The following is an 18524-nucleotide window of genomic DNA, read 5'->3' as shown; positions in this document are numbered from 1 at the left end:
GGCAAGAGCAATCTAAGCCCATCGCGCTTTATACTGATGCCATGCGAAACATGGATCACATAGAATTGCACCGCGGAGGACGCGAGGAAGCGTTTCCCGAGACCGCCGATGACTGGCCCTATATTGCCGAACGCGCAGAATTCGCTCGCTATCCGGGCAATTCCGTCCCCTGGCACTGGCATTCCGAAGTTGAGCTTTTCTACATGGAGCAGGGAGCGATTGACTATCGAACGCGCGCGGCTCATGAGCACGTACGCTTTGAGGAAGGGTCCGCCGGCTTTATCAACGGCGGCGTTTTGCACAGCACGCTGCAATCACCCAATTCGGCACCAGCCATTCAAATGTTGCATATCTTTCAGCCGTCGATGCTCGGCGATCCCGCGGGACGCCTTCAAAAGCGCTATATCAATCCTTTACTGCAATGTCGAGGCGTCGATGTGCTCAAATGGTCGCCCACCAACCCCGACGATATGCCCTTTATCGATTTGCTAAAGAGTTCCTTTAACCACGACCTTCAACGGCCGCAGAACGAGATGGCGCTTCGGAATAGCTTGTCAGAGCTCTGGATTCAGATTTACGCCAAGGCCGAACCGCTCTTTTCCTCCGACAACGCCTCTTGGATGACCAACCGCGACGTACAGTTCAAGGCAATCCTGGACTATATCCGCGCGAACTATGCAGCCGCTATAGATGTGCCCCAGATGGCATCTGCAGCCGGCGTAAGCGAAAGAGAGTGTTACCGCATTATCGAAGCTTGCGCAGGAACGACCCCGGCGGCATATCTGCGCGCATACCGCGTAAACCGTGCTTGCGAACTTTTGACACACACCACGCGAACGGTCCAGACAGTCGCGCGCCAATGCGGCTTTGCGACAGCAAGCCATCTTGGCCAGGTATTTAAAGAACAAATGGGATGCACTCCTTCGAGCTATCGAGCAGCGAGGCAGAATCTCGATAGCACTAGGCAGAAATCCCGCTAGCCTTTCTTCTGTCACCGCATCAAACTTGCAGGCAAACAACAGAGAGGAGCAATCATATGAAGCACTTTGACCATATCGTATTTGACGTTGATGGGACATTGGCAGATACAGAAGAAAGCGTTCTATCATCGCTTGTCCAGATTGTCCAAGAAGAGACCGGCAAAACGCTCCCCCGACACGAGCTTGAATTTGCCCTCGGCATACCCGGCAAGGATGCCCTTGAGAAACTTGGAATCTACTCGCAGGCAACGTTGGATCGCTGGTGCCAAGTTGCCGCCAGCTTTAAAAGCACCATCAGCGTGTTTCCAGGTTTGCTTGAAGTCATCGCAACACTCGCCGATAGCGGCTGCAAACTTGGCATCGTCTCCTCACGTGCGCGCGACGAATACACAAAAGAAATTGCACCCCTTGGTTTCGATAAGTATTTTGAGCACATCATCCTTGTCGAAGACACAACCGAACATAAACCCGCACCCGCACCCATGCTCGAATATCTCCGGCGTACGGGCGCGAATCCTGGCAACGTCGTCTACGTTGGCGACACCGTCTACGACGAACAATGCGCAACTTCGGCAGGGGTCAGTTTTGCCAGAGCGGCATGGGGATCACACCAAGACATCCCAAACGCCACCTACAACCTCAAAACCCCCAACGACCTACTAACCCTAACAACCAAATAACCCACGCGTCCCACCCTTTCAGCCCCAACACCACAAGGGCGATTGAGCAGAACGGCTTGGGCGGGTCCCCGTACTTAGTTTCCAAAATCATTCCGCAGCGCGAAGGCTTCTTATTATTTTCCGCCCTAACGCCACAAGGGCGACGACCTCGAGTAGGTCAACCTGGGAGGGACGAGGGCTTAGTTCCCCAATCTTTCCGCAGGGGGCAAAAAGCCTCGCCGCACGAAGTGCGCAGCGAGGCTTTTTGCATGCCCGAGGACGATTGGGGAACTAAGCCCCCGTCCCTCCCCGGGATATGTAGCGAGTCGGAGTACCCTTGCTGTTACTCTGCCTTGCCCACAGAGTTGAGGTTGGTCATGCGGATCTTAACCAGCTCGGTGATCTCGCGCATGCCCTCCTTGGCCGGCTTCTTGGGATCGAAGCAGGCGGGGTTCTCGGCCATGTAGGCCATGAAGCCCTTGGTGAAGGCCTGACGCAGCTCGGTAGCGTAGTTAACCTTGCAGATGCCGTTCTTCACGGCCTCGGCAACCTGCTCATCGGGCACACCGGAGGTGCCGTGCAGGACCAGCGGCACGTCGATGGCGTCGCGGATGGCCTTGACCACGGACTGCTCGATGTGCGGATCGCTCGTGTACACGCCGTGGCTGGTGCCAACGCCAATAGCGAGGGAGGTGCAGCCAGTGCGCTCGACGAACTCCTTGGCCTCGGCAGGATCGGTGTAGGGGCTCTCGCCCTCAACCGCGGGACCGTCGTCCTCCTTGCCGCCGACCTTGCCGAGCTCAGCCTCGACGGGCACGCCCATGGCGCGGCCAGCATCGGCGACGGACTTGGTCAGGGCGATGTTGTCCTCGAAGGACTCGTGCGAGCCGTCAATCATAACGGAGGTGTAGCCCGTGCGGAAAGCCTGCATGCAGCGGTCATAGCCATCGCCGTGATCGAGGTGCAGAGCGACGGGCACGGAAGCGCGCTCGGCGGCAGCCTTGACCATGCCGTAGAAGTAGTCCAGACCAGCGGTCTTGATGGTGCCCGGGGTGGTCTGCATGATGACGGGGGACTTGGTCTCCTCGGCAGCGGCCAGAACGGCCATAACAAACTCGAGGTTCTCGACGTTGAACGCGCCGACGGCGTAGTGGCCGGCCTGAGCGTCCTTGAGCATCTTTTCGGTGGTAACAAGTGCCATGAGCGTTTGCTCCTCTCCCTCGCCCGCATCTGGACATCGGGCGTAGTTGTTCACAAGGCGTTTTACCTTGCGTTTTGCTGCGCTCATTGTATGAAATTCAGCGGCTTTGCACGTGCGAGATATTGTCATCGCGCGAGGTTCAACCTTCATTTTTGAAAAGCAAACGGAAGGGATCGAACCCGAGCGCGCGTGTTCGATATTGAGTTTTGAGCCTTGATCGTCTTTCTTTTATAGAAAAGATAAGTAATCGAAAGGTATTTTCTTACTCAAAAAGAAAATGAACGAAAATAGAGTCAACACAATTCCTGCAAATTTCAGACGATGATGGAGCAGATATGGCCCACGCAACAACCCGAGCTTTCGCCGACGAGCGTCGTTCCGCCATCATGGAGATGCTCGATCATAATGCCTCGGTGCAGGTAGCAGAAATCGCCCAGACCTTTGGCGTGTCCTCCGTCACCGCCCGAGCCGACCTGGACGCGCTCGCCGAAGCAGGCAAGCTGCGCCGCACGCATGGCGGTGCCGTATCGCTCCACAAACGCCTGACCGTTTCCACGCAGGATCGCCGCATCAATGTCAACGTCGCCGCCAAGCAGGCCATCGCGCAAAGCGCCATTGAACTCGTCGGCAATGGTGACACTCTGCTCGTCGACTCGGGCACCACAGCGCTCGAGTTCGTCCGGCTCCTCGACCAGCGCGATGGCATCACCGTCATCACGGCCGACATTACCATTGCCGATTACATCGACGAGAGCATGCCCTTAGTCGATGTCGTCATGCTGGGCGGGGCACTGCGCAAAGGCCATCGCTATCTGCACGGCCCACTTACCATGCAGGCGCTCCAAATGGTCCACGCCGATCTTGCCGTCATGTGCCCTGGCGCTTTTGTTCCCGGCTGCGGCTTTACGACCGACTTTCCGCAGATGGCCGAGACCAAAGCGGCTATGGTCGGTGCCGCTCGTCAAAGTGTCGCCCTCATGGACGCCAGTAAGGTCAACGGACGTGGCATGTACCGCTTTGCCGAGCTGACCGACGTCAACGCCATCGTAATGGACCGTGACCCCGATCACGCCGTCGCCATCTCAATCGCCGAGATCGCCGACGACACCCGCCCAAATCTCGTCATCGCCGGCGCTTAAACAAAAACCACCACAAAGGTCTCCTTTGTGGTGGTTGAGCATCAGAAGTGAATGTGTCGCTACTTGGACAGCTCGTCGGCGAGAACCTCGATCTGAGCGCGCGAGGCGTCGTTGAGCGAACCCAGGACGGTCACCTTATTCTGCGTCAGCGTGATGTCTTTCATACCATCGAGCTCCTTGGTCATAACCTTAGCGGCGGCAGGTGCCCAGGAACCGGCCTCGACGAGCGCCACGGTGCGGTTCTGGTAGGCATGCTCGGCGAGCGTGTGGATGAAGGTGCTCATAAACGGGAAGATCTCGCCCTGATAGGTGATGGAGGCGAGCACCAGACGGTCATAGCGGAACGCGTCCTCAACGGCCTCGGCCATATCGTCGCGAGCCAGGTCAAAGACGGAAACCTTCTGGCCGCGAGCCTCGAGCGCAGATGCGAGCTCCTCAACGGCAGCCTTCAGATGGCCGTACACGCTCGCGTAGGCAATCGTGATGCCCTCGTCCTCGGGCTGATAGCTCGACCAGGTGTTGTAGGTGTCGAGGTAATAGCCCAGGTTCTCGGTCAGCACGGGGCCGTGGAGCGGGCAGATGATCTGGATGTCCAGATTGGCGGCCTTCTTGAGCACGGCCTGCACAAACTTGCCGAACTTGCCGACGATGCCAAAGTAATAACGGCGCGCCTCGCAGGCCCACCCTTCCGGATCCTCGATGTCGTTGGCGCCGAACTTGCCAAAGCCGTCGGCACTAAAGAGCACCTTGTCGGTGGCCTCGTAGGAGAACAGCACCTCGGGCCAGTGCACGTTGGGGGCGCCGACAAAGGTTAGGCTGTGGCCGCCCAAATCGAGCACGTCACCCTCCTTGACAACCATCTTGCGCTCGGGGAAGTCGGTGTCAAAGTAGTTAACCATCATGCGGAAGGCGCCCATGCTTGCCACAATCTGTGCCTGGGGATAGCGCTCCATAAAGGCGGCGATGCCGGCGGAGTGATCGGGCTCCATGTGATGGATGACCAGGTAGTCGGGCGTGCGACCGTCGAGTACAGCCTCGAGGTTACCGAGCCATTCGTCGACAAACCCGCCATCGACTGAATCGGCGACAGCGATCTTTTCGCCCAAGATAACGTAGCTGTTGTATGCCATACCGTTCTCGGACACATCGTACTGGCCCTCGAACAGGTCAATGTCGTGATCGTCGACGCCAACGTAGCGGATATCCTTGGTGATCTCCATCAGGCAAAGCCTCCTAGATAGACAAAAGAGCCCGTCTATCATAGCACTCGGCTGCATCCCAACAGCTATCTGCCGGCATCCTTACCGATTGTTATTAAAATGCGATAAATCGCCGTTTACCAGCACAAACTATGAGCGCGGTATCGCCGTGCTATGTCGAATGATGAGCTGGCCGGGAATACGAATGGCAACGGTTTTGCCCACCGTACCCGCCTCGGGAACCGCATGCTCAAACACCTCGCGCCCACGCTGATGCAAGTCGAATCGAACGGTCGTGAGCTCGTTGTGTGCTACAAAATCATCGAGCGAATCATCGACGCCCACCACGCTCACGTCCTCGGGCACGCGCAAGCCGCTATCGCGCAGCGCGGCGATGGCACCGTTTGCCATTTGGTCGTTTGCCGCGTAAATCGCCGTCATGGTGCGGTCGTGCTCGGCCAGATATCTGCCGGCTTCGTATCCGCTGTTGGCAGACCAATCGCCCTCGAGCGGCGCCTGCGGCTTAATGTGCTTACGCTCGAGTGCATCCTGCCAACCGGCGCGACGAAACTGCTCGTCGACCGAGAACGACGGGCCGCCAATATAGCGAATCTGATCGTGTCCCAGCTCAAACAGGTGATCAATAAGCAATAGCGAGCAGCCGTAATGGTCGGAATCGACTGTGGTCACGCGCGGATGCGCGTACATGGTAACGATGACCGTGCCAATGCCCGGCAACGGATCAAACGTCTCAAAATCGGGTGCCATGCGACTCATGCCGATAATGATGCCGTCCACGGGCAGCGCGGCCATACGACGCGTGGCCTCGGCAAGCGAAAACTCCTCGGTCTTGGACATCTCGACCAGCGTGATGGCGCAATTATGCTCGCGAGCAGCGCTGGCGATGCCGTCGATCATTGAGAGGTTGCCAAACTTGGTGACATCGTTGACGCACAGGCCGACCGAATGGTAACGGCCGTCGCGCAGCGAGCGACCGGCATAACTCGGACGAAAGCCAAGCTCTTGCATAGCGGCCTGCACGCGCTGGCGCGTCTGTTCGTTAACGTTGGGCAAGCCGTTGGCGACGCGCGAAACCGTCTGCTGCGAAACGCCAGCAGCGCGGGCGACGTCGGCCATGGAGACCGGACGCGAACTGGTATCGTTGGACGGGCGCCTTGCCACAGGATCACCTTCACCCTTGAGAGATCTGAATAGCGTGAATGCCGGCCCGGGCAGAAATACATCCCGCGCCGAGGCCCGCTATCGTCGGACGCATGTTAACGTACTCTACTTTTTCTATCTGCATCTCTTCTGCTTTATAAGTCCATACGGCAGTACCGTTCACGGCTGAATTTCTACCGATTACCAGATTCTCAAAAAGTGATAAGTGTTGTGTTATGAGTACGTTAACATAGCCCGTAACGTGCGGCATCGTAGATGCTGAGTTTATGCCGCTTCAGATTGTTAACGTACTCACTACGACGGAAAACTCGTCAGTATGCGCCAAGGAAAGGACCCTCATGACCACCCCCGACGAAAAGACACTCGCCACACTCACCAAGCTGTTTGAGGAGGAGTTTGGCCCCATCGGCGACCGCCAGGTGCTCTACGTGCACGCGCCCGGCCGTTCCGAGATCAGCGGCAACCACACCGACCACGAGGGTGGCCACGTTATCGCCGGCTCGCTCGATGTCGCCGTTGACGGCATCGCCGTGGCAACCGATTCCAACAAGGTCCGCGTTGCCGACGAGGGCTATCCCACGTTTGAGATCACGCTCGACACGCTGGATGTTCAGGAGTCCGAGAAGGGCACGTCCGCAAGCCTCGTGCGCGGTATGGCCCACGAAATCGCTGCTCTGGGCGTTGAGCCCCAAGGCTTCGACTTTGCCTTTACCTGCTCCGTCCCCTCGGGTGGCGGCCTTTCTAGCTCCGCCGCTGTCGAGGCGGCTTACGGCCGCGCCATGGAGACGCTCTGGGGCGCGCCCGCCATTGAGCCCGTCACGCTCGCCCAGATGAGCCAGCGCACCGAGAACAACTATTACGGCAAGCCCTGCGGTCTTATGGATCAGGCGGCTGTGTGCCTGGGCGGCCTCGCCTACATGGACTTTGAGGATCAGGCTCGACCTAAGACCCAGAAGCTCGAGCTCAACTTTGAGGATCACGGCTATGCGCTCGTGCTCGTTAAGGTCGGCGCCGACCACGTGGCGGCTACCGACGACTACGCCGCCGTTCCGCGCGAGATGCAGGACGTCGCCGCCGAGTTTGGCAAGGCACGCCTGTGCGAGGTCGACGTTGCCGACTTTGACGCCAAGCTCCCCGAGCTGCGCGCCAAGCTGGGCGACCGCGCCTGCCTGCGCGCCGTTCATTACTGGTACGAGAACGGCCTGGTCGATAAGCGCTGGGCGGCCCTCAACGCCGGCGACATTGATCGGTTCCTGGTCCTGACACGTGAGTCCGGTGCCAGTTCTGCCATGTACCTGCAGAATGTCGTCGCCAAGCTGGGTTCCGAGCAGCCTTCCATGTATGCCCTGGCACTGGCCGAGCACGTGCTCGACGGCCGCGGCGCCGTGCGTATCCACGGCGGCGGCTTTGGCGGCACCATCCAGGCCTTCGTGCCGCTCGACCTCGTCGACACCTTCATTGCCAAGATGAACGACTGGCTGGGCGAGGACTCTGCCCGCCACTACGCGATTTCTGACAAGGGGGCTTACGCGGCATGGCTGTAATGACTGATGTGCGCGAAGCTGCGCAGAGCCTGATCGAATACGCCATCCATCGGTCTATGGTCGGCCAGGACGATCGCATCTGGGCCTACAACACTATTCTGGAGTGCATTGGTGCCACGGGTCCGGCGCTCGACATGGCCTGGGCGCTCCAGGTTGAGAAACTCTCGCTCTTGCACCCCAATACCCTGCCCGACTTTGATCTTGAAGGCACGCTTGCCGCGCTTTCCGAGGCCGCCGTTACCAACGGTGCCGCCGAGGACACGGCGTCAGGCCGCGACCGCATCGCCATGCGCATCATGGGTGCGCTCATGCCGAGGCCTTCGGTTGTAAACGAGGAGTTCAACGGACGCATGGGCGTCAACGAGCCCCGCGCCGCAACCGACTGGTTCTACGGCCTGTGCTGCGACGCCGGCTACGTGCGCCGCGCCGCCATCGCGCGCAACATCAAATGGAGCACCCCCACCAACTGGGGCGATCTTGAGATCACCATCAACCTGTCCAAGCCCGAGAAGGACCCGCGCGATATCGCCGCGGCAGGTGCCGCCAAGAACACGGGCGAGAAGTATCCCGCCTGCCAGCTCTGCATCGAAAACGAGGGCTATCCCGGACGCTCCGCCGCAGCCGACGGCGGCGCTCACCCCGCTCGCCAAAACCTGCGCATTATCCCCATCCAGCTCAACGGCGAGCGCTGGGGTTTCCAGTACAGCCCGTACGCGTACTTTAACGAGCACTGCATTGCCATGAGCTCCGAGCATCGTCCGATGCACGTCGACCGCAAGAGCCTGACCTGCCTGCTCGACTTTGTGGACCTGTTCCCGCATTACTTCATCGGCTCCAACGCCGACCTGCCTATCGTGGGCGGCTCGATTCTGTCGCACGACCACTTCCAGGGCGGCGCGCACGAGTTCCCCATGATGCATGCCGCCGAGGTCTCGCAGTTTAGCGTGCCCGGTTTTGGCCAGGTCACCGGCACTGTGCTGCAGTGGCCGCTCTCGGTGCTGCGCCTGCGCTCGCATGACCGCGCTCAGCTGCTCGACGCTGCCGAGAAGATTATCCTCGCCTGGCGCGAGTGGACCGACGAGTCTGTGGGCGTTATCGCGCACACGGCCGACGGCGTAGCGCACAACACCGTGACGCCCGTCATCCGCCGCGTCGACTCCCGCGGCAATGCCGGCGGCGAGATCTACGAGGCCTACCTGGCGCTTCGTTGCAACATCACGACCGACGAGCACCCGCTGGGCGTGTTCCACCCGCATGCCGAGTTTCACCACATTAAGAAGGAGAATATCGGCCTGATCGAGGTCATGGGCCTGGCGATTTTGCCGCCGCGCTTGGTTCCCGAGCTCGGCGCTGTCCGCGAGCACCTGCTGGCGGCCAAGGCCGATGCCAGCTACGATCTCGCCGGTGCGCTCGAGGGCGACGACCTTTGCCGCAGCCATGCCGCGTGGGCCGAGGACGTCTATGCCCGCCGCGCCGACGAGCTTACGGCGGATAGCGCCATCGGCATCCTGCACGAGGAAGTCGGCGTAGTGTTTGGCCACGTGCTCGACAACGCCGGCGTCTTTAAGTGGAACGAAGCCGGCCGCGCCGCCCAGCAGCGCTTTATCGACTCACTGTAATGATCCCTTGGGGACGGAGGAAAACGGACTATTTCGTCTTCAAGACAACGGCGCCCGCCGGCAACATCGCCGACGGGCGCCGTTTTTGAGTGTAGCCATTGGGGACGCTCTTAAACGACTAGTCAAACAAGAACGTCCCCAACGACTAATGACTCGAGCGTGGAAAATCTCCCACTTTGAGCTCGCATGGGCACCAAAAGCAGGAGATTATCCACGCTCATTCTATTAGGAGTCGCAACCGCTACAACTCTACGACCTCAACGTTGCTGTAGATCTCGTCCCAGCGGTCCATGACCAGGTGGCCGGTCTTGGGATCCATGGCGTTGAGCTTACCGCAGGTATTGGCGGTCTTGAGCACCGTGACGTCGTCGGCACCAGCAGCAATGGCATGCGCAAAACCGGCGATGGTCGAGTCGCCGGAACCCGTTGCGTTCACAGCCGCAATCGCGGGCGTCTTGGCGCGGAACGCGCGACCCTCATGGAAGCCCACCGAACCGGCAGCGCCCATCGAAACGACAACCCAGGGAATACCGGCAAAGCGGCCATCGGCGGCAAGCGCCTCGCGCAGGGCATCGACATCATCGGTCGTAAAGGACGTACCCAGCAGGCCGTTAATCTCGGTCAGGTTGGGTTTTACGAGCTCAGGCTTAGCGTCGGACTCCAGCGCGGCCTCCAGCGATGCACCCGAGGTGTCGAGCAGCACCTTGGCGCCCGCCTCCTCGGCGATCTTGACGAGCTCGGCATAGTAGCCGGCATCGACGCCACGCGGCAGCGAGCCCGAAAGCGTCACAACGTCCGCCTTCGCCGCGAGCTCGGCGAACTTGGCCGTAAAGGCCTCGAGCTCGGCCGGGGCGATCTGCGGGCCGCTCTCCAGCAGCTCGGTCTGATTACCCTCGTGCAGAATATTCAGGCAAATGCGCGTCTCACCGGCGATGGGCACAAAGTCGTTCTTGACGCCGTCGGCATCCATAAGCTCGGCCATATAGGCACCCATGTGGCCGCCAAGCAGACCAGTCGCGAGCACGTCGTCTCCCAGTTGCAGCAGCACACGGCTCACGTTGAGGCCCTTGCCGCCAGCGGTCTTTTCGGGCGTGACGCGGTTAACGTCGTCAATGACCAGCTTGTCGAGCTGATAGCGCGTATCAATCGACGGGTTCATGGTAACGGTCAGAATCATATTGAACTCCTGTTCCGGGGCGGCATGACCCACCCCAAACATACGATAGCTCGTTAAAGGATCTCGATCTCAAAGCCGCGGGTGACGGTCTCCCCCGGCTTGGCAACCAGGCAGCCACGCTTGTGCTCCAGAATATCGTCCTCGTCGGAGCAGGTAGACAGGCCGCCCCACGGTTCCACGGCCACAAAGTCGCCCTCGGGCTTGCTCCACACAATCAGGTACGGCATATCCTGGAACGTCAGGCGCACGCCCTTGTCCTCGGTTTTCTTGGTCAGCGTAACCACGCGGCTCTCGAGCACATCAAAGATGGTCTCCGCGAAGTCGAAGAGTTCGTGGGTAAGCGGCAGGTTCTGGTCGATCATGGGGTTCTTACTGCGATGCTCAACATCAATCAGGCCCGTCGAGGGAACGGCAGTACAGAGCTCGGCGGCCTCGCGTTGCTCAAAACGGAGCTCGTAGTCGTCATAGGACTCACCCTCGTCAAGCGGGCACTTAAAGCCAGGGTGACCGCCCACAAAGAACGGCATGTCCTCGGTGCCCTCATTGGTCACCTCGTACGACACGGCCACCTTTGCCGCATCGATCGTGTAACGAGCAACGATCTTAAACGGATACGGGTACTGCTCGAGCAGCTCGGCATGGTCGGCAGAGCTTAGGCTCAGTGCAACCATGTTGTCGCTCTGTTCCTCGAGCTTCCACTCCTGTTTGCGCGCAAAGCCGTGGCGGGCGAGCCTAACATCGCGGCCGCCCATGGTCATTGCGTGACCGTCGCGAAGGCCGCCGCAGATCGGGAAACAAATGGGTGCCTGGCCCGACCAGACCGCCGGGTCACCCTGCCACAGGTACTCACGGCCGTTGGCCGCAATAGAAGTGAACGATCCGCCAGCCGTGCTCAGTGCTACGCGGATAGAACCGTTATCAAGAACAAACTCCATAGGAGCCTTCCCTTTCTTACGACAGCCCGCCAAGTCAGTGGGGCTGATAGAAAACCGGCCCGCGCCCCCTCACAGAAACGCGAGCCGTCAATTGAAAAGCTGCAGAATGCCGGGGGCCGCCAAAACGAAGCACTCAAGCCAAGCAAGCAAACGTGTTATCGGAGCAACTTGCCATACCAGAACGCTTCGCAACAACAGCGGTAACCCCACAGGTCACTCAGACATCAGCGAGAAGCCAGCTGGCGAGGCAAGGTGCCGTGAAGCGAGACGGCATTGACCTTCTGGTCATGCCGTCGAAGCTGAGCGGCAGATTGCCCGCCAGATGGCTTCGCAGCGTCGACCGGTCCGGCGTTTGTTAAAACGCCGGAACCCCCTTAGTCGTGATACTCGCCGCGGTCCCACTTCTCGAGGAACTCGTCAAAGAAGTGCGGGTCAGCCTGAGCCTCGGCGTCGGCCTTATTGCAGGCGTCGATCTTGGCAATCAGGGCGTCGTGCTCGGGAGTCTTCTCGTAGGGCTCCTCCAGGAAGGCAAGCATGATATCGGCCATCAGGAACTCGCCGGTGATCTTGCCGCCAAAGCCCACGATGTTGGCGTTGAGCTCGCGACGGGCATACAGGGCAGAGGTCATGTCGCGAACCAGGGCGCAGCGAGCGCCGGGAACCTTGTTGACGGCGTTGGTGATGCCGATGCCGGTGCCGCACAGGGCCACGCCAAAGTCGGCCTTGCCGCTGGCAACAGCCTCGCCCACGGCCTTACCGTAGATGGGATAGTGCGTACGGGTGTGGCTGTAGGTGCCGCAGTCGAGCACCTTGTAGCCAGCCTGCTCCAGGCGGTCGGCCAGATAGATCTTCTCGTCCGTAACGATATGGTCGCAACCGATTGCGATGGTCTTCTTCATCAGAACGTCCTTTCGTCTGAATTCACAAGTTGAGATAGAAGTTCGAGTTCTCGGTGGCTCTCGTTAGGCCATCTTGTTGAGCATGTCGACACGGATCTGGTGACGGCCGCCGGCGTACTGGGCGCGCAGGAACTCGCGGGCGATCTTCTTGGCGACCTCGGTGCCCACAACGCCCGGGCCCATGGTGACCATGCGCGAGCCGTTGTGCTCGCGGGTCATGTAGGCGGAACGCTCGTCGGAAATGTTTGCGACGACCATGCCCTTGATCTTGACGGCGGCCATATAGGAGCCGACGCCGTACTTATCGAATGCGAAGCCCTGGGAATCCTTGTGCTCCAGCAGGTCCTTGGCAACGGCGGTCGCGGAATCGACAAAGTCCGCAGCAGGGGTCTCGGAATAGTCGACGACCTCGTGACCGTCAGCGATGAGCATCTCCTTGATGGACTCCTTCATCGACATACCGTCGGCATCGGAAGCGATTACAACCCTCATGACATCCTCCTTGAGAGATACGCAGGTGCGTAGTTTCTGTTTGGAAGTGTTGAATCGCGCTCAGGTCCGGGCATCTGAATGTGCGGTTCTTCACTGTTCATGTTTATTTGAACACATTCGAACATAGGTTGCAACCATTATTTGTTTAACTTTGTTCTTTTTTGAACAAATACCGTTTACGGTTGATTGCCGACCGTTTGAGCCCGGCGCAGACGTAGCGACCATGTGTTCAACAAACAAAAGGGCGGCCGAGAACGTGTCTCGGCCGCCCTTCTTACGGTTGATCTTCCAAAGATCGCTTTGCCGCCTACTCAGACTGCCCGCTCTTCTTGGCATGTTTGGACGGAGCGCTCAGAAAACGTCCCGTTAAATAGTTCGCCGGGCCGGAAATATCGATCCCCAGCAGCGTGTGCCCCAGCCACAGAAACGCCGCGAGCACCAGCAATGGAATAACGCACGAAGTCACAATCATCACGATGACGCCTTCGATCAGATCGGTCACCTGTTGCACAATCTCATCGGTCATCTGTTTGGCGCCGTTGGTCACCGACGCGACAAGACCCGAGGCACCGTCGGCAAGCTGCTCAAGCACGTTCTTGGATTCTGTGGACTCGGACTTTTTCTTGCTCGTTTTGGAGCTATTGCCGTCTGCCGCACCCGCAGCGTCGGCCGCCTTTTGCTCGGCCGCTTCGATGCTCACCCGATACGTCTCGTCGACCTTTTGCGACACCCATACGCTTGCAGGCACCAAGGCCATGCCGATCACGGCAACCACCAGCACGCGGGTCGCCACGCGGCGCAGGACAGCGCTCGTGCTCCAGCGTCCGTGAATGCCAAGCGAGACCGCAAAGAGCACCAGCGCAAACGGGATTAAGATGCCCAAGCCAACCGACCACAAAATCGTGAGCAAATATTTCTCTAGGTAGAGCACGGCAAGCACGATGCCCAAGTTACCCGAAAGCTGCGCGAGCTGCTCGGCAACCGGCGTTCCCGTATCACCCGGCAGCGCGGTAATGCCCGCAGACAGCGCCACGCACGAGGTCGTGAGCGCCAAAACGTTGCCCTTCTTTTGGTCGATGACCTCGATGGTGGAGTCCCATGTTTTGGTATCGGCAAAATGCGGACGAGCCACAAAGCCCGACAGCAGCGCCAGTACCACGAGTGCAACGATAAAGCCAATCTGCAGCTTTTTGTTTGCGCACACGACATCGGACAGGCTGGGCTGCAGCTCGGTTACCGTCGTGTGCTCGGTTATCTGGACAGGACGCCCATGAGCCATCTCGTGCGCGTCTCTTTTTTGTATTGACCCGTTATCCGGCATTTGGATGCCTCCTCATTCCGGCCTGTATTGCGGTGGAAAGTATACCCACCCATCGAAAAACCGAACGGGAGGGCGTGCAGAAGCTCCATAACGCTGCTAGTCGAATAGTGCCATTTCAAAACTATGCCGGTTTACTACGATAAAACCGATAGGACCGACCACATTTGCTATTAGCAGAAAATGACAAGCTTTCTACCTGCGGCTTTGATAACGCTGTTCTTTCCATAGTTGAAAGAATGCGATTCATCGTAGTAAACCGGCATAGTTTTGTAACCGACAGACCGAGTCGGCACCGCAGCAAACCTAATGACCCGGTTTCTTCCATCCTCAAAGGATCGAATGCATGGCAGGAGTGTCCCAAACTGCCGGCAGATAAGGAACGTCCCCAAGTGCCGGGTAAACAGAAAAGCCCTGCCGCGGGTAGCGGCAGAGCTTTTGGAAGGGGACTTGGTTGTGAGAGCTCGTTAGGCGAGCTTAGCCTCGAGTGCGGCGATGCGCTTATAGGCATCGATGGTAAAGCGGGTCTGCTTCTCCAGGATCATGGTGGTCATGAGAGTGTCCTGAGCGTGAGCCATGATGAAGGTCATCTCCATCTCGCCGCCGCCGGCCTCCTGCGAAAGCAGCTTGGTCTGCGTGTCGTGGGCGCCGATAAGTGCATCGCTGGCATCCTTGTGCAGCTGCTCGGCCTTCTCAAAATCACCCTCGCGAGCAGCATCGAGCGCTGCAAGCAGATCGGTCTGGGCGTCGCCCGCGTATGCGACAATCTCAAATCCAACCATCGAGATTTCTTCTTTGGTTGCCATATTGCGTTCCTTTCACATATGAACCAACGGAGAGCATCGCGTCCGGGCATACGCGCTGCGCTGTTTATGGCAGGAACATTAACATTCAAACAAAAAAGAACAGCGCAAAACGTAATTTCGAGCTATGAGCGGTTGCTTTTCACCCGTGAACGGTTTTTAAACCAATCTGAACATTCTCAAACACAATTAGCGGCAACCCAAACAGGTCCGCACCCTAGCGTATATCGCGCACCGTATCGCCCTCGACGAGCACACCCGGAAACAGCATGTGCTCCACACCGGGTGCAGCGCCCTCGGCGCCGGCAATCTTGTCGACCGCCCACATGCCGACGCGCTTGTTGTCAAAGCGCACCGTAGTCAGGCGACGATCGGGCACGATATCGCCCAAACTATCGTCAACACCCACCACGCTTACGTCCTGGGGCACGTGCTTCCCGCGCGACTCGAGCCCGCGAATGCAGCCGTAGGCCATGGCATCGTTGGAAGCATAAATGGCTGTGCAGTTCGAATCGTCCGCAAGCACCTGGCCGGCGGCATATCCGCTCTGTGCCGTCCAATCGCCACGGACGAGTCGCGGCGGCTCAATACCATGCGCGCGCAATGTCTCGCGCCAGCCCTCCTCGCGACGCATGCCCGAAAGCGAGCGCTCGGGGCACGAGATAAAGTGCACGGTCTTGTGCCCCTGCTCCAGCAGGGACTCGACCACCTGGCGCGAGCAATCGAACTGGTCGTTATCGACTGTTGAACAGAGCGGGTGCTCCAGCATGGTAACGAGCACCGTCTGCATACCGGGCAGCGGCTCGAAGGTGCCAAAGTCCGCCGGCATGCGATTCATGATCACAACCATGCCATCCACCGGCAGCGCGCTCATGCGCGACGATGCGCTCTCGAGGGTATACGGATGCCCGTCTACTTTAGTGAGGGTGATGGCATAGCCATGTTTGTCGGCCGCGGCGGCAAAGCCCTCCATACGGTCGAGGTTGCCGGTGCCGGTAATGTTGAACATGGCGACGCCGACGGTCTTAAACTTGCCGCGGCGCAGCGATCGACCGGCAAAATTGGGGCGATACCCCAGCTCGCGCATGGCGGCGCGCACGCGCTCCTTGGTCTCGAGGCGCACGCTGGGCGAATCGTGCACCGTACGCGAGACTGTCTGCTCCGAGACGCCCGCGAGACGCGCCACGTCCTTAACGGAAACCGATTTTTTAACAGCGGCCATAGGTCGATCTTTCTATGTCAACGATGCCATTGAAGACATCCTGCGCAGTCATTTTGAACACCTTTAAGTATATCCAACGCCTCCCCAACGATACGCTTACCACCCAAAACCTACCGTTCACCGACAATTCTGCTTCCCCGAGCGGCTTTTGTCGCCCAAATGTTAACGTTGCCATTGTGCAAACACAGAGCCACCGGGCGACTCAAACGTTTACGCGCAAGGAATCGACGGTCCACAGGCACAAGGGCCACCGGTTCGCGTCTTTTTTTGTGCCGCAAAATGGCAACGTCAACATTTTGGCAACCGAACGTCAAAAGCTACCATCGTTGCTAACCCACCGACTCTTAGGAGCATTGCATGGAGCAACTCATCGCCATCATCGAAAAGGGCCAGCCCTTTTTCAACGCGATCGCCCGCAACAAGTACCTCAAGGCGATCCGCGACGGCTTTATCTCCGTCATCCCCATCATCATCTTCTCGTCCATCTTCTGCCTGGTAGCCTCGGTCCCCAACATCTGGGGTTTCTACTGGCCCGATGACATCAACAACGCCCTGTGGAAGTGCTACAACTACTCCATGGGCATTCTGGCCATCGCCTGCGCCGCCACCACGGCCAAGCACTTCGCCGACGCCCAGAACCGCGATCTACCCAAGAACAACCAGATCAACTTCATCTCGTGCATGTGCGCAGCCATCATCGGCTTCTTGCTCCTTTCGAGCGACACGATCGCCACGGATGCTGCCAGCGGCTTCAACACCACCTACCTTGGTTCCAAAGGCCTGTTGATCGCCTTTATCGCTGCGTTTGTGACCGGCATCATCTACAAGTTCTTCATTAAGCGCAACATCACCGTCAAGATGCCCGAGCAGGTTCCGCCCAACATCTCGCAGACCTTTAAGGACATCATCCCCTTCTCCGTCTGCATCACCGTCTTTTGGGTCTTTGACATCGCCTTCCGCGCTGCTTTTGGCTTCTGCTTTGCCCAGGGCGTCATCCAGGTGTTCCAGCCCCTGTTCACCGCTGCCGACGGCTACATCGGCCTCGCTGTGATCTACGGCGCTATGAGCCTCTTCTGGTTCGTGGGCGTCCACGGCCCCTCGATCGTCGAGCCCGCCATCGCCGCCGCCCTCGTTGCCAACATGACCGACAACCTGGCTGCGTTCCAGGCCGGCCAGCACGCTTCCGCTGTCCTGACCCAGGGTGCCCAGTACTTCGTCGTCTGCATGGGCGGCACCGGCGCCACGCTCGTCCTGGTCTTTATGTTCTGCTTCCTGGCCAAGTCTCAGGAGATGCGCGCCGTCGGTAAGGCCGCCATCGTCCCCGTCTGCTTTGCCGTCAACGAGCCGCTGCTGTTCGCCGCGCCCATCGTGCTCAACCCCGTCTTCTTTGTCCCGTTTGTCTTTGCCCCGATCGCCAACATCTGGATCCTCAAGATCTTTATCGACTTCTTGGGCATGAACGGCTTTATGTACACCCTGCCTTGGACCGTCCCCGGCCCCATCGGCACCATCATGGGCCTGGGCTTCCAGCCGCTCGCTTTTGTGATGCTCGCCCTTATCCTGGTCGTCGACTTCGTTCTGTACTACCCGTTCTTCCGTGCCTATGACGCCCAGAAGTGCGCCGAGGAGGCCGAGATCTCCCAGGAGGAGCTCGCCGCCAAGAACGCCGAGAAGGCCGCCAAGCTCAACGATGCCTTCCAGGGCAAGGCTGACGCCAAGAGCGTTGCCGCCGGCGCTGCTGCCGAGGCCGTGAAGGCCGACTCCCCCGCCGCTTCCGCAGCACCCGCTGCCGAGACAACGACCGCCAGCGACCTCAACGGCAAGCGCGTGCTCGTGCTCTGCCAGGGCGGCGGAACCTCGGGCCTGCTCGCCAACGCGCTGGCCAAGGCCGCCAAGGAGCGCGGCATTAACCTCGAGACCGCTGCCGAGGCCTATGGCAACCACGTGGACATGCTCCCCGACTTTGACCTGGTCGTCCTGGCCCCGCAGGCCGCAAGCTACCTGGCCGACCTGCAGAAGGACTGTGAGCGCGTGGGCAACAAGTGCGTCGCCTGCCGTGGCAAGCAGTACATCGAGCTCTCCCAGAACGGCGACAAGTCTCTCGCCTTCGTGAGTGAGCAACTTTCGAAGTAAGTAACGCCCAGGGCCAGCCGAC

The 18524-nt window shown here is 59.2% G+C and carries 16 protein-coding genes; 6 read left to right on the top strand and 10 right to left on the bottom strand.

Translation table 11 applies throughout. From position 1 onward, the window contains the following. The first annotated feature begins 50 nt into the window (after nt 1-50). Both DXC18_RS03330 and DXC18_RS03325 read left to right on the top strand, forming a co-directional pair. The gene (locus tag DXC18_RS03330; protein WP_158551686.1) at nt 51-980 is read left to right on the top strand and encodes an AraC family transcriptional regulator; all 930 of its coding nucleotides are present in this window, start codon (nt 51-53) and stop codon (nt 978-980) included. Nucleotides 981-1036: 56 nt separating this feature from the next. Next, entirely contained in the window at nt 1037-1660 is a 624-nt protein-coding gene (locus tag DXC18_RS03325) for an HAD family hydrolase (protein WP_117629872.1), read from the top strand. 322 nt (nt 1661-1982) lie between these two features. Here the strand turns inward: DXC18_RS03325 and DXC18_RS03320 are convergent, their stop codons facing one another. Beyond that, nucleotides 1983-2840, bottom strand: coding sequence for a class II fructose-bisphosphate aldolase (locus DXC18_RS03320; RefSeq protein ID WP_117716320.1), 858 nt, complete (start codon nt 2838-2840; stop codon nt 1983-1985). Nucleotides 2841-3175: 335 nt separating this feature from the next. On the opposite strand from DXC18_RS03320, the gene DXC18_RS03315 reads away from it, so the two are divergent. Beyond that, nucleotides 3176-3979 carry a DeoR/GlpR family DNA-binding transcription regulator gene (locus DXC18_RS03315; RefSeq protein WP_117629874.1) on the top strand — a complete coding sequence of 268 codons (804 nt, stop codon included), beginning with the start codon at nt 3176-3178 and terminating at the stop codon, nt 3977-3979. 59 nt (nt 3980-4038) lie between these two features. On the opposite strand, the gene DXC18_RS03310 is transcribed toward DXC18_RS03315, so the two are convergent. Further along, nucleotides 4039-5199 (bottom strand): FprA family A-type flavoprotein, encoded by a 1161-nt coding sequence (locus tag DXC18_RS03310; protein ID WP_117716319.1) that lies wholly within the window; start codon nt 5197-5199, stop codon nt 4039-4041. A 129-nt stretch (nt 5200-5328) separates the two neighbouring features. After that, complete coding sequence (locus tag DXC18_RS03305) at nt 5329-6315, bottom strand: LacI family DNA-binding transcriptional regulator (protein WP_117716335.1); 987 nt, start codon at nt 6313-6315, stop codon at nt 5329-5331. A 383-nt stretch (nt 6316-6698) separates the two neighbouring features. Here DXC18_RS03305 and DXC18_RS03300 point away from each other — a divergent pair, with 383 nt between their 5' ends. Beyond that, nucleotides 6699-7904: a galactokinase family protein gene (locus DXC18_RS03300; protein ID WP_117716318.1), complete on the top strand. Its 1206-nt coding sequence runs from the start codon at nt 6699-6701 to the stop codon at nt 7902-7904. After that, nucleotides 7895-9523, top strand: coding sequence for a UDP-glucose--hexose-1-phosphate uridylyltransferase (locus tag DXC18_RS03295; protein WP_233508988.1), 1629 nt, complete (start codon nt 7895-7897; stop codon nt 9521-9523). Before DXC18_RS03300 ends, DXC18_RS03295 begins: the two co-directional genes overlap by 10 nt. A gap of 241 nt (nt 9524-9764) precedes the next feature. Here the strand turns inward: DXC18_RS03295 and DXC18_RS03290 are convergent, their stop codons facing one another. The 7 genes from DXC18_RS03290 to DXC18_RS03260 all read right to left on the bottom strand — a co-directional run bounded on the left by DXC18_RS03290 (nt 9765) and on the right by DXC18_RS03260 (nt 16369). Beyond that, entirely contained in the window at nt 9765-10700 is a 936-nt protein-coding gene (locus tag DXC18_RS03290) for a hexose kinase (protein ID WP_117716334.1), read from the bottom strand. A 53-nt stretch (nt 10701-10753) separates the two neighbouring features. After that, nucleotides 10754-11635: an aldose 1-epimerase family protein gene (locus DXC18_RS03285; protein WP_117716316.1), complete on the bottom strand. Its 882-nt coding sequence runs from the start codon at nt 11633-11635 to the stop codon at nt 10754-10756. 374 nt (nt 11636-12009) lie between these two features. Then, a complete protein-coding gene (gene lacB / locus DXC18_RS03280) occupies nt 12010-12534 on the bottom strand; it encodes a galactose-6-phosphate isomerase subunit LacB (protein WP_006234831.1) in 525 nt (174 codons plus the stop codon). A gap of 63 nt (nt 12535-12597) precedes the next feature. Then, complete coding sequence (gene lacA / locus DXC18_RS03275; RefSeq protein WP_006234830.1) at nt 12598-13026, bottom strand: galactose-6-phosphate isomerase subunit LacA; 429 nt, start codon at nt 13024-13026, stop codon at nt 12598-12600. 307 nt (nt 13027-13333) lie between these two features. Continuing rightward, the gene (locus DXC18_RS03270) at nt 13334-14347 is read right to left on the bottom strand and encodes a hypothetical protein (RefSeq protein ID WP_147330253.1); all 1014 of its coding nucleotides are present in this window, start codon (nt 14345-14347) and stop codon (nt 13334-13336) included. A gap of 464 nt (nt 14348-14811) precedes the next feature. After that, nucleotides 14812-15150: a PTS lactose/cellobiose transporter subunit IIA gene (locus DXC18_RS03265; protein ID WP_089572387.1), complete on the bottom strand. Its 339-nt coding sequence runs from the start codon at nt 15148-15150 to the stop codon at nt 14812-14814. A gap of 214 nt (nt 15151-15364) precedes the next feature. Further along, nucleotides 15365-16369, bottom strand: a complete 1005-nt coding sequence (locus DXC18_RS03260) for a LacI family DNA-binding transcriptional regulator (protein WP_117640151.1) — start codon at nt 16367-16369, stop codon at nt 15365-15367. A 357-nt stretch (nt 16370-16726) separates the two neighbouring features. On the opposite strand from DXC18_RS03260, the gene DXC18_RS03255 reads away from it, so the two are divergent. After that, the gene (locus DXC18_RS03255) at nt 16727-18502 is read left to right on the top strand and encodes a lactose/cellobiose PTS transporter subunit IIB (RefSeq protein ID WP_117716315.1); all 1776 of its coding nucleotides are present in this window, start codon (nt 16727-16729) and stop codon (nt 18500-18502) included. Nucleotides 18503-18524 lie beyond the last annotated feature (22 nt).

Origin of the sequence: Collinsella sp. OM08-14AT, from assembly GCF_003438115.1 — a bacterium.
GTDB lineage: Bacteria > Actinomycetota > Coriobacteriia > Coriobacteriales > Coriobacteriaceae > Collinsella.
This window is presented reverse-complemented; position numbering and strand designations above follow the sequence as displayed.

Excerpts from the sequence above, each read along its gene's own strand:
- DXC18_RS03260 (WP_117640151.1), bottom strand. The coding sequence starts at position 16,369 with ATGGCCGCTGTTAAAAAATCGGTTTCCGTTAAGGACGTGGCGCGTCTC.
- DXC18_RS03290 (WP_117716334.1), bottom strand. The coding sequence starts at position 10,700 with ATGATTCTGACCGTTACCATGAACCCGTCGATTGATACGCGCTATCAG.
- DXC18_RS03310 (WP_117716319.1), bottom strand. The coding sequence starts at position 5,199 with ATGGAGATCACCAAGGATATCCGCTACGTTGGCGTCGACGATCACGAC.
- DXC18_RS03305 (WP_117716335.1), bottom strand. The coding sequence starts at position 6,315 with ATGGCCGACGTCGCCCGCGCTGCTGGCGTTTCGCAGCAGACGGTTTCG.
- lacB (WP_006234831.1), bottom strand. The coding sequence starts at position 12,534 with ATGAAGAAGACCATCGCAATCGGTTGCGACCATATCGTTACGGACGAG.
- lacA (WP_006234830.1), bottom strand. The coding sequence starts at position 13,026 with ATGAGGGTTGTAATCGCTTCCGATGCCGACGGTATGTCGATGAAGGAG.
- DXC18_RS03285 (WP_117716316.1), bottom strand. The coding sequence starts at position 11,635 with ATGGAGTTTGTTCTTGATAACGGTTCTATCCGCGTAGCACTGAGCACG.
- DXC18_RS03325 (WP_117629872.1), top strand. The coding sequence starts at position 1,037 with ATGAAGCACTTTGACCATATCGTATTTGACGTTGATGGGACATTGGCA.
- DXC18_RS03255 (WP_117716315.1), top strand. The coding sequence starts at position 16,727 with ATGGAGCAACTCATCGCCATCATCGAAAAGGGCCAGCCCTTTTTCAAC.
- DXC18_RS03315 (WP_117629874.1), top strand. The coding sequence starts at position 3,176 with ATGGCCCACGCAACAACCCGAGCTTTCGCCGACGAGCGTCGTTCCGCC.
- DXC18_RS03265 (WP_089572387.1), bottom strand. The coding sequence starts at position 15,150 with ATGGCAACCAAAGAAGAAATCTCGATGGTTGGATTTGAGATTGTCGCA.
- DXC18_RS03300 (WP_117716318.1), top strand. The coding sequence starts at position 6,699 with ATGACCACCCCCGACGAAAAGACACTCGCCACACTCACCAAGCTGTTT.
- DXC18_RS03330 (WP_158551686.1), top strand. The coding sequence starts at position 51 with ATGGATCACATAGAATTGCACCGCGGAGGACGCGAGGAAGCGTTTCCC.
- DXC18_RS03320 (WP_117716320.1), bottom strand. The coding sequence starts at position 2,840 with ATGGCACTTGTTACCACCGAAAAGATGCTCAAGGACGCTCAGGCCGGC.
- DXC18_RS03295 (WP_233508988.1), top strand. The coding sequence starts at position 7,895 with ATGGCTGTAATGACTGATGTGCGCGAAGCTGCGCAGAGCCTGATCGAA.
- DXC18_RS03270 (WP_147330253.1), bottom strand. The coding sequence starts at position 14,347 with ATGCCGGATAACGGGTCAATACAAAAAAGAGACGCGCACGAGATGGCT.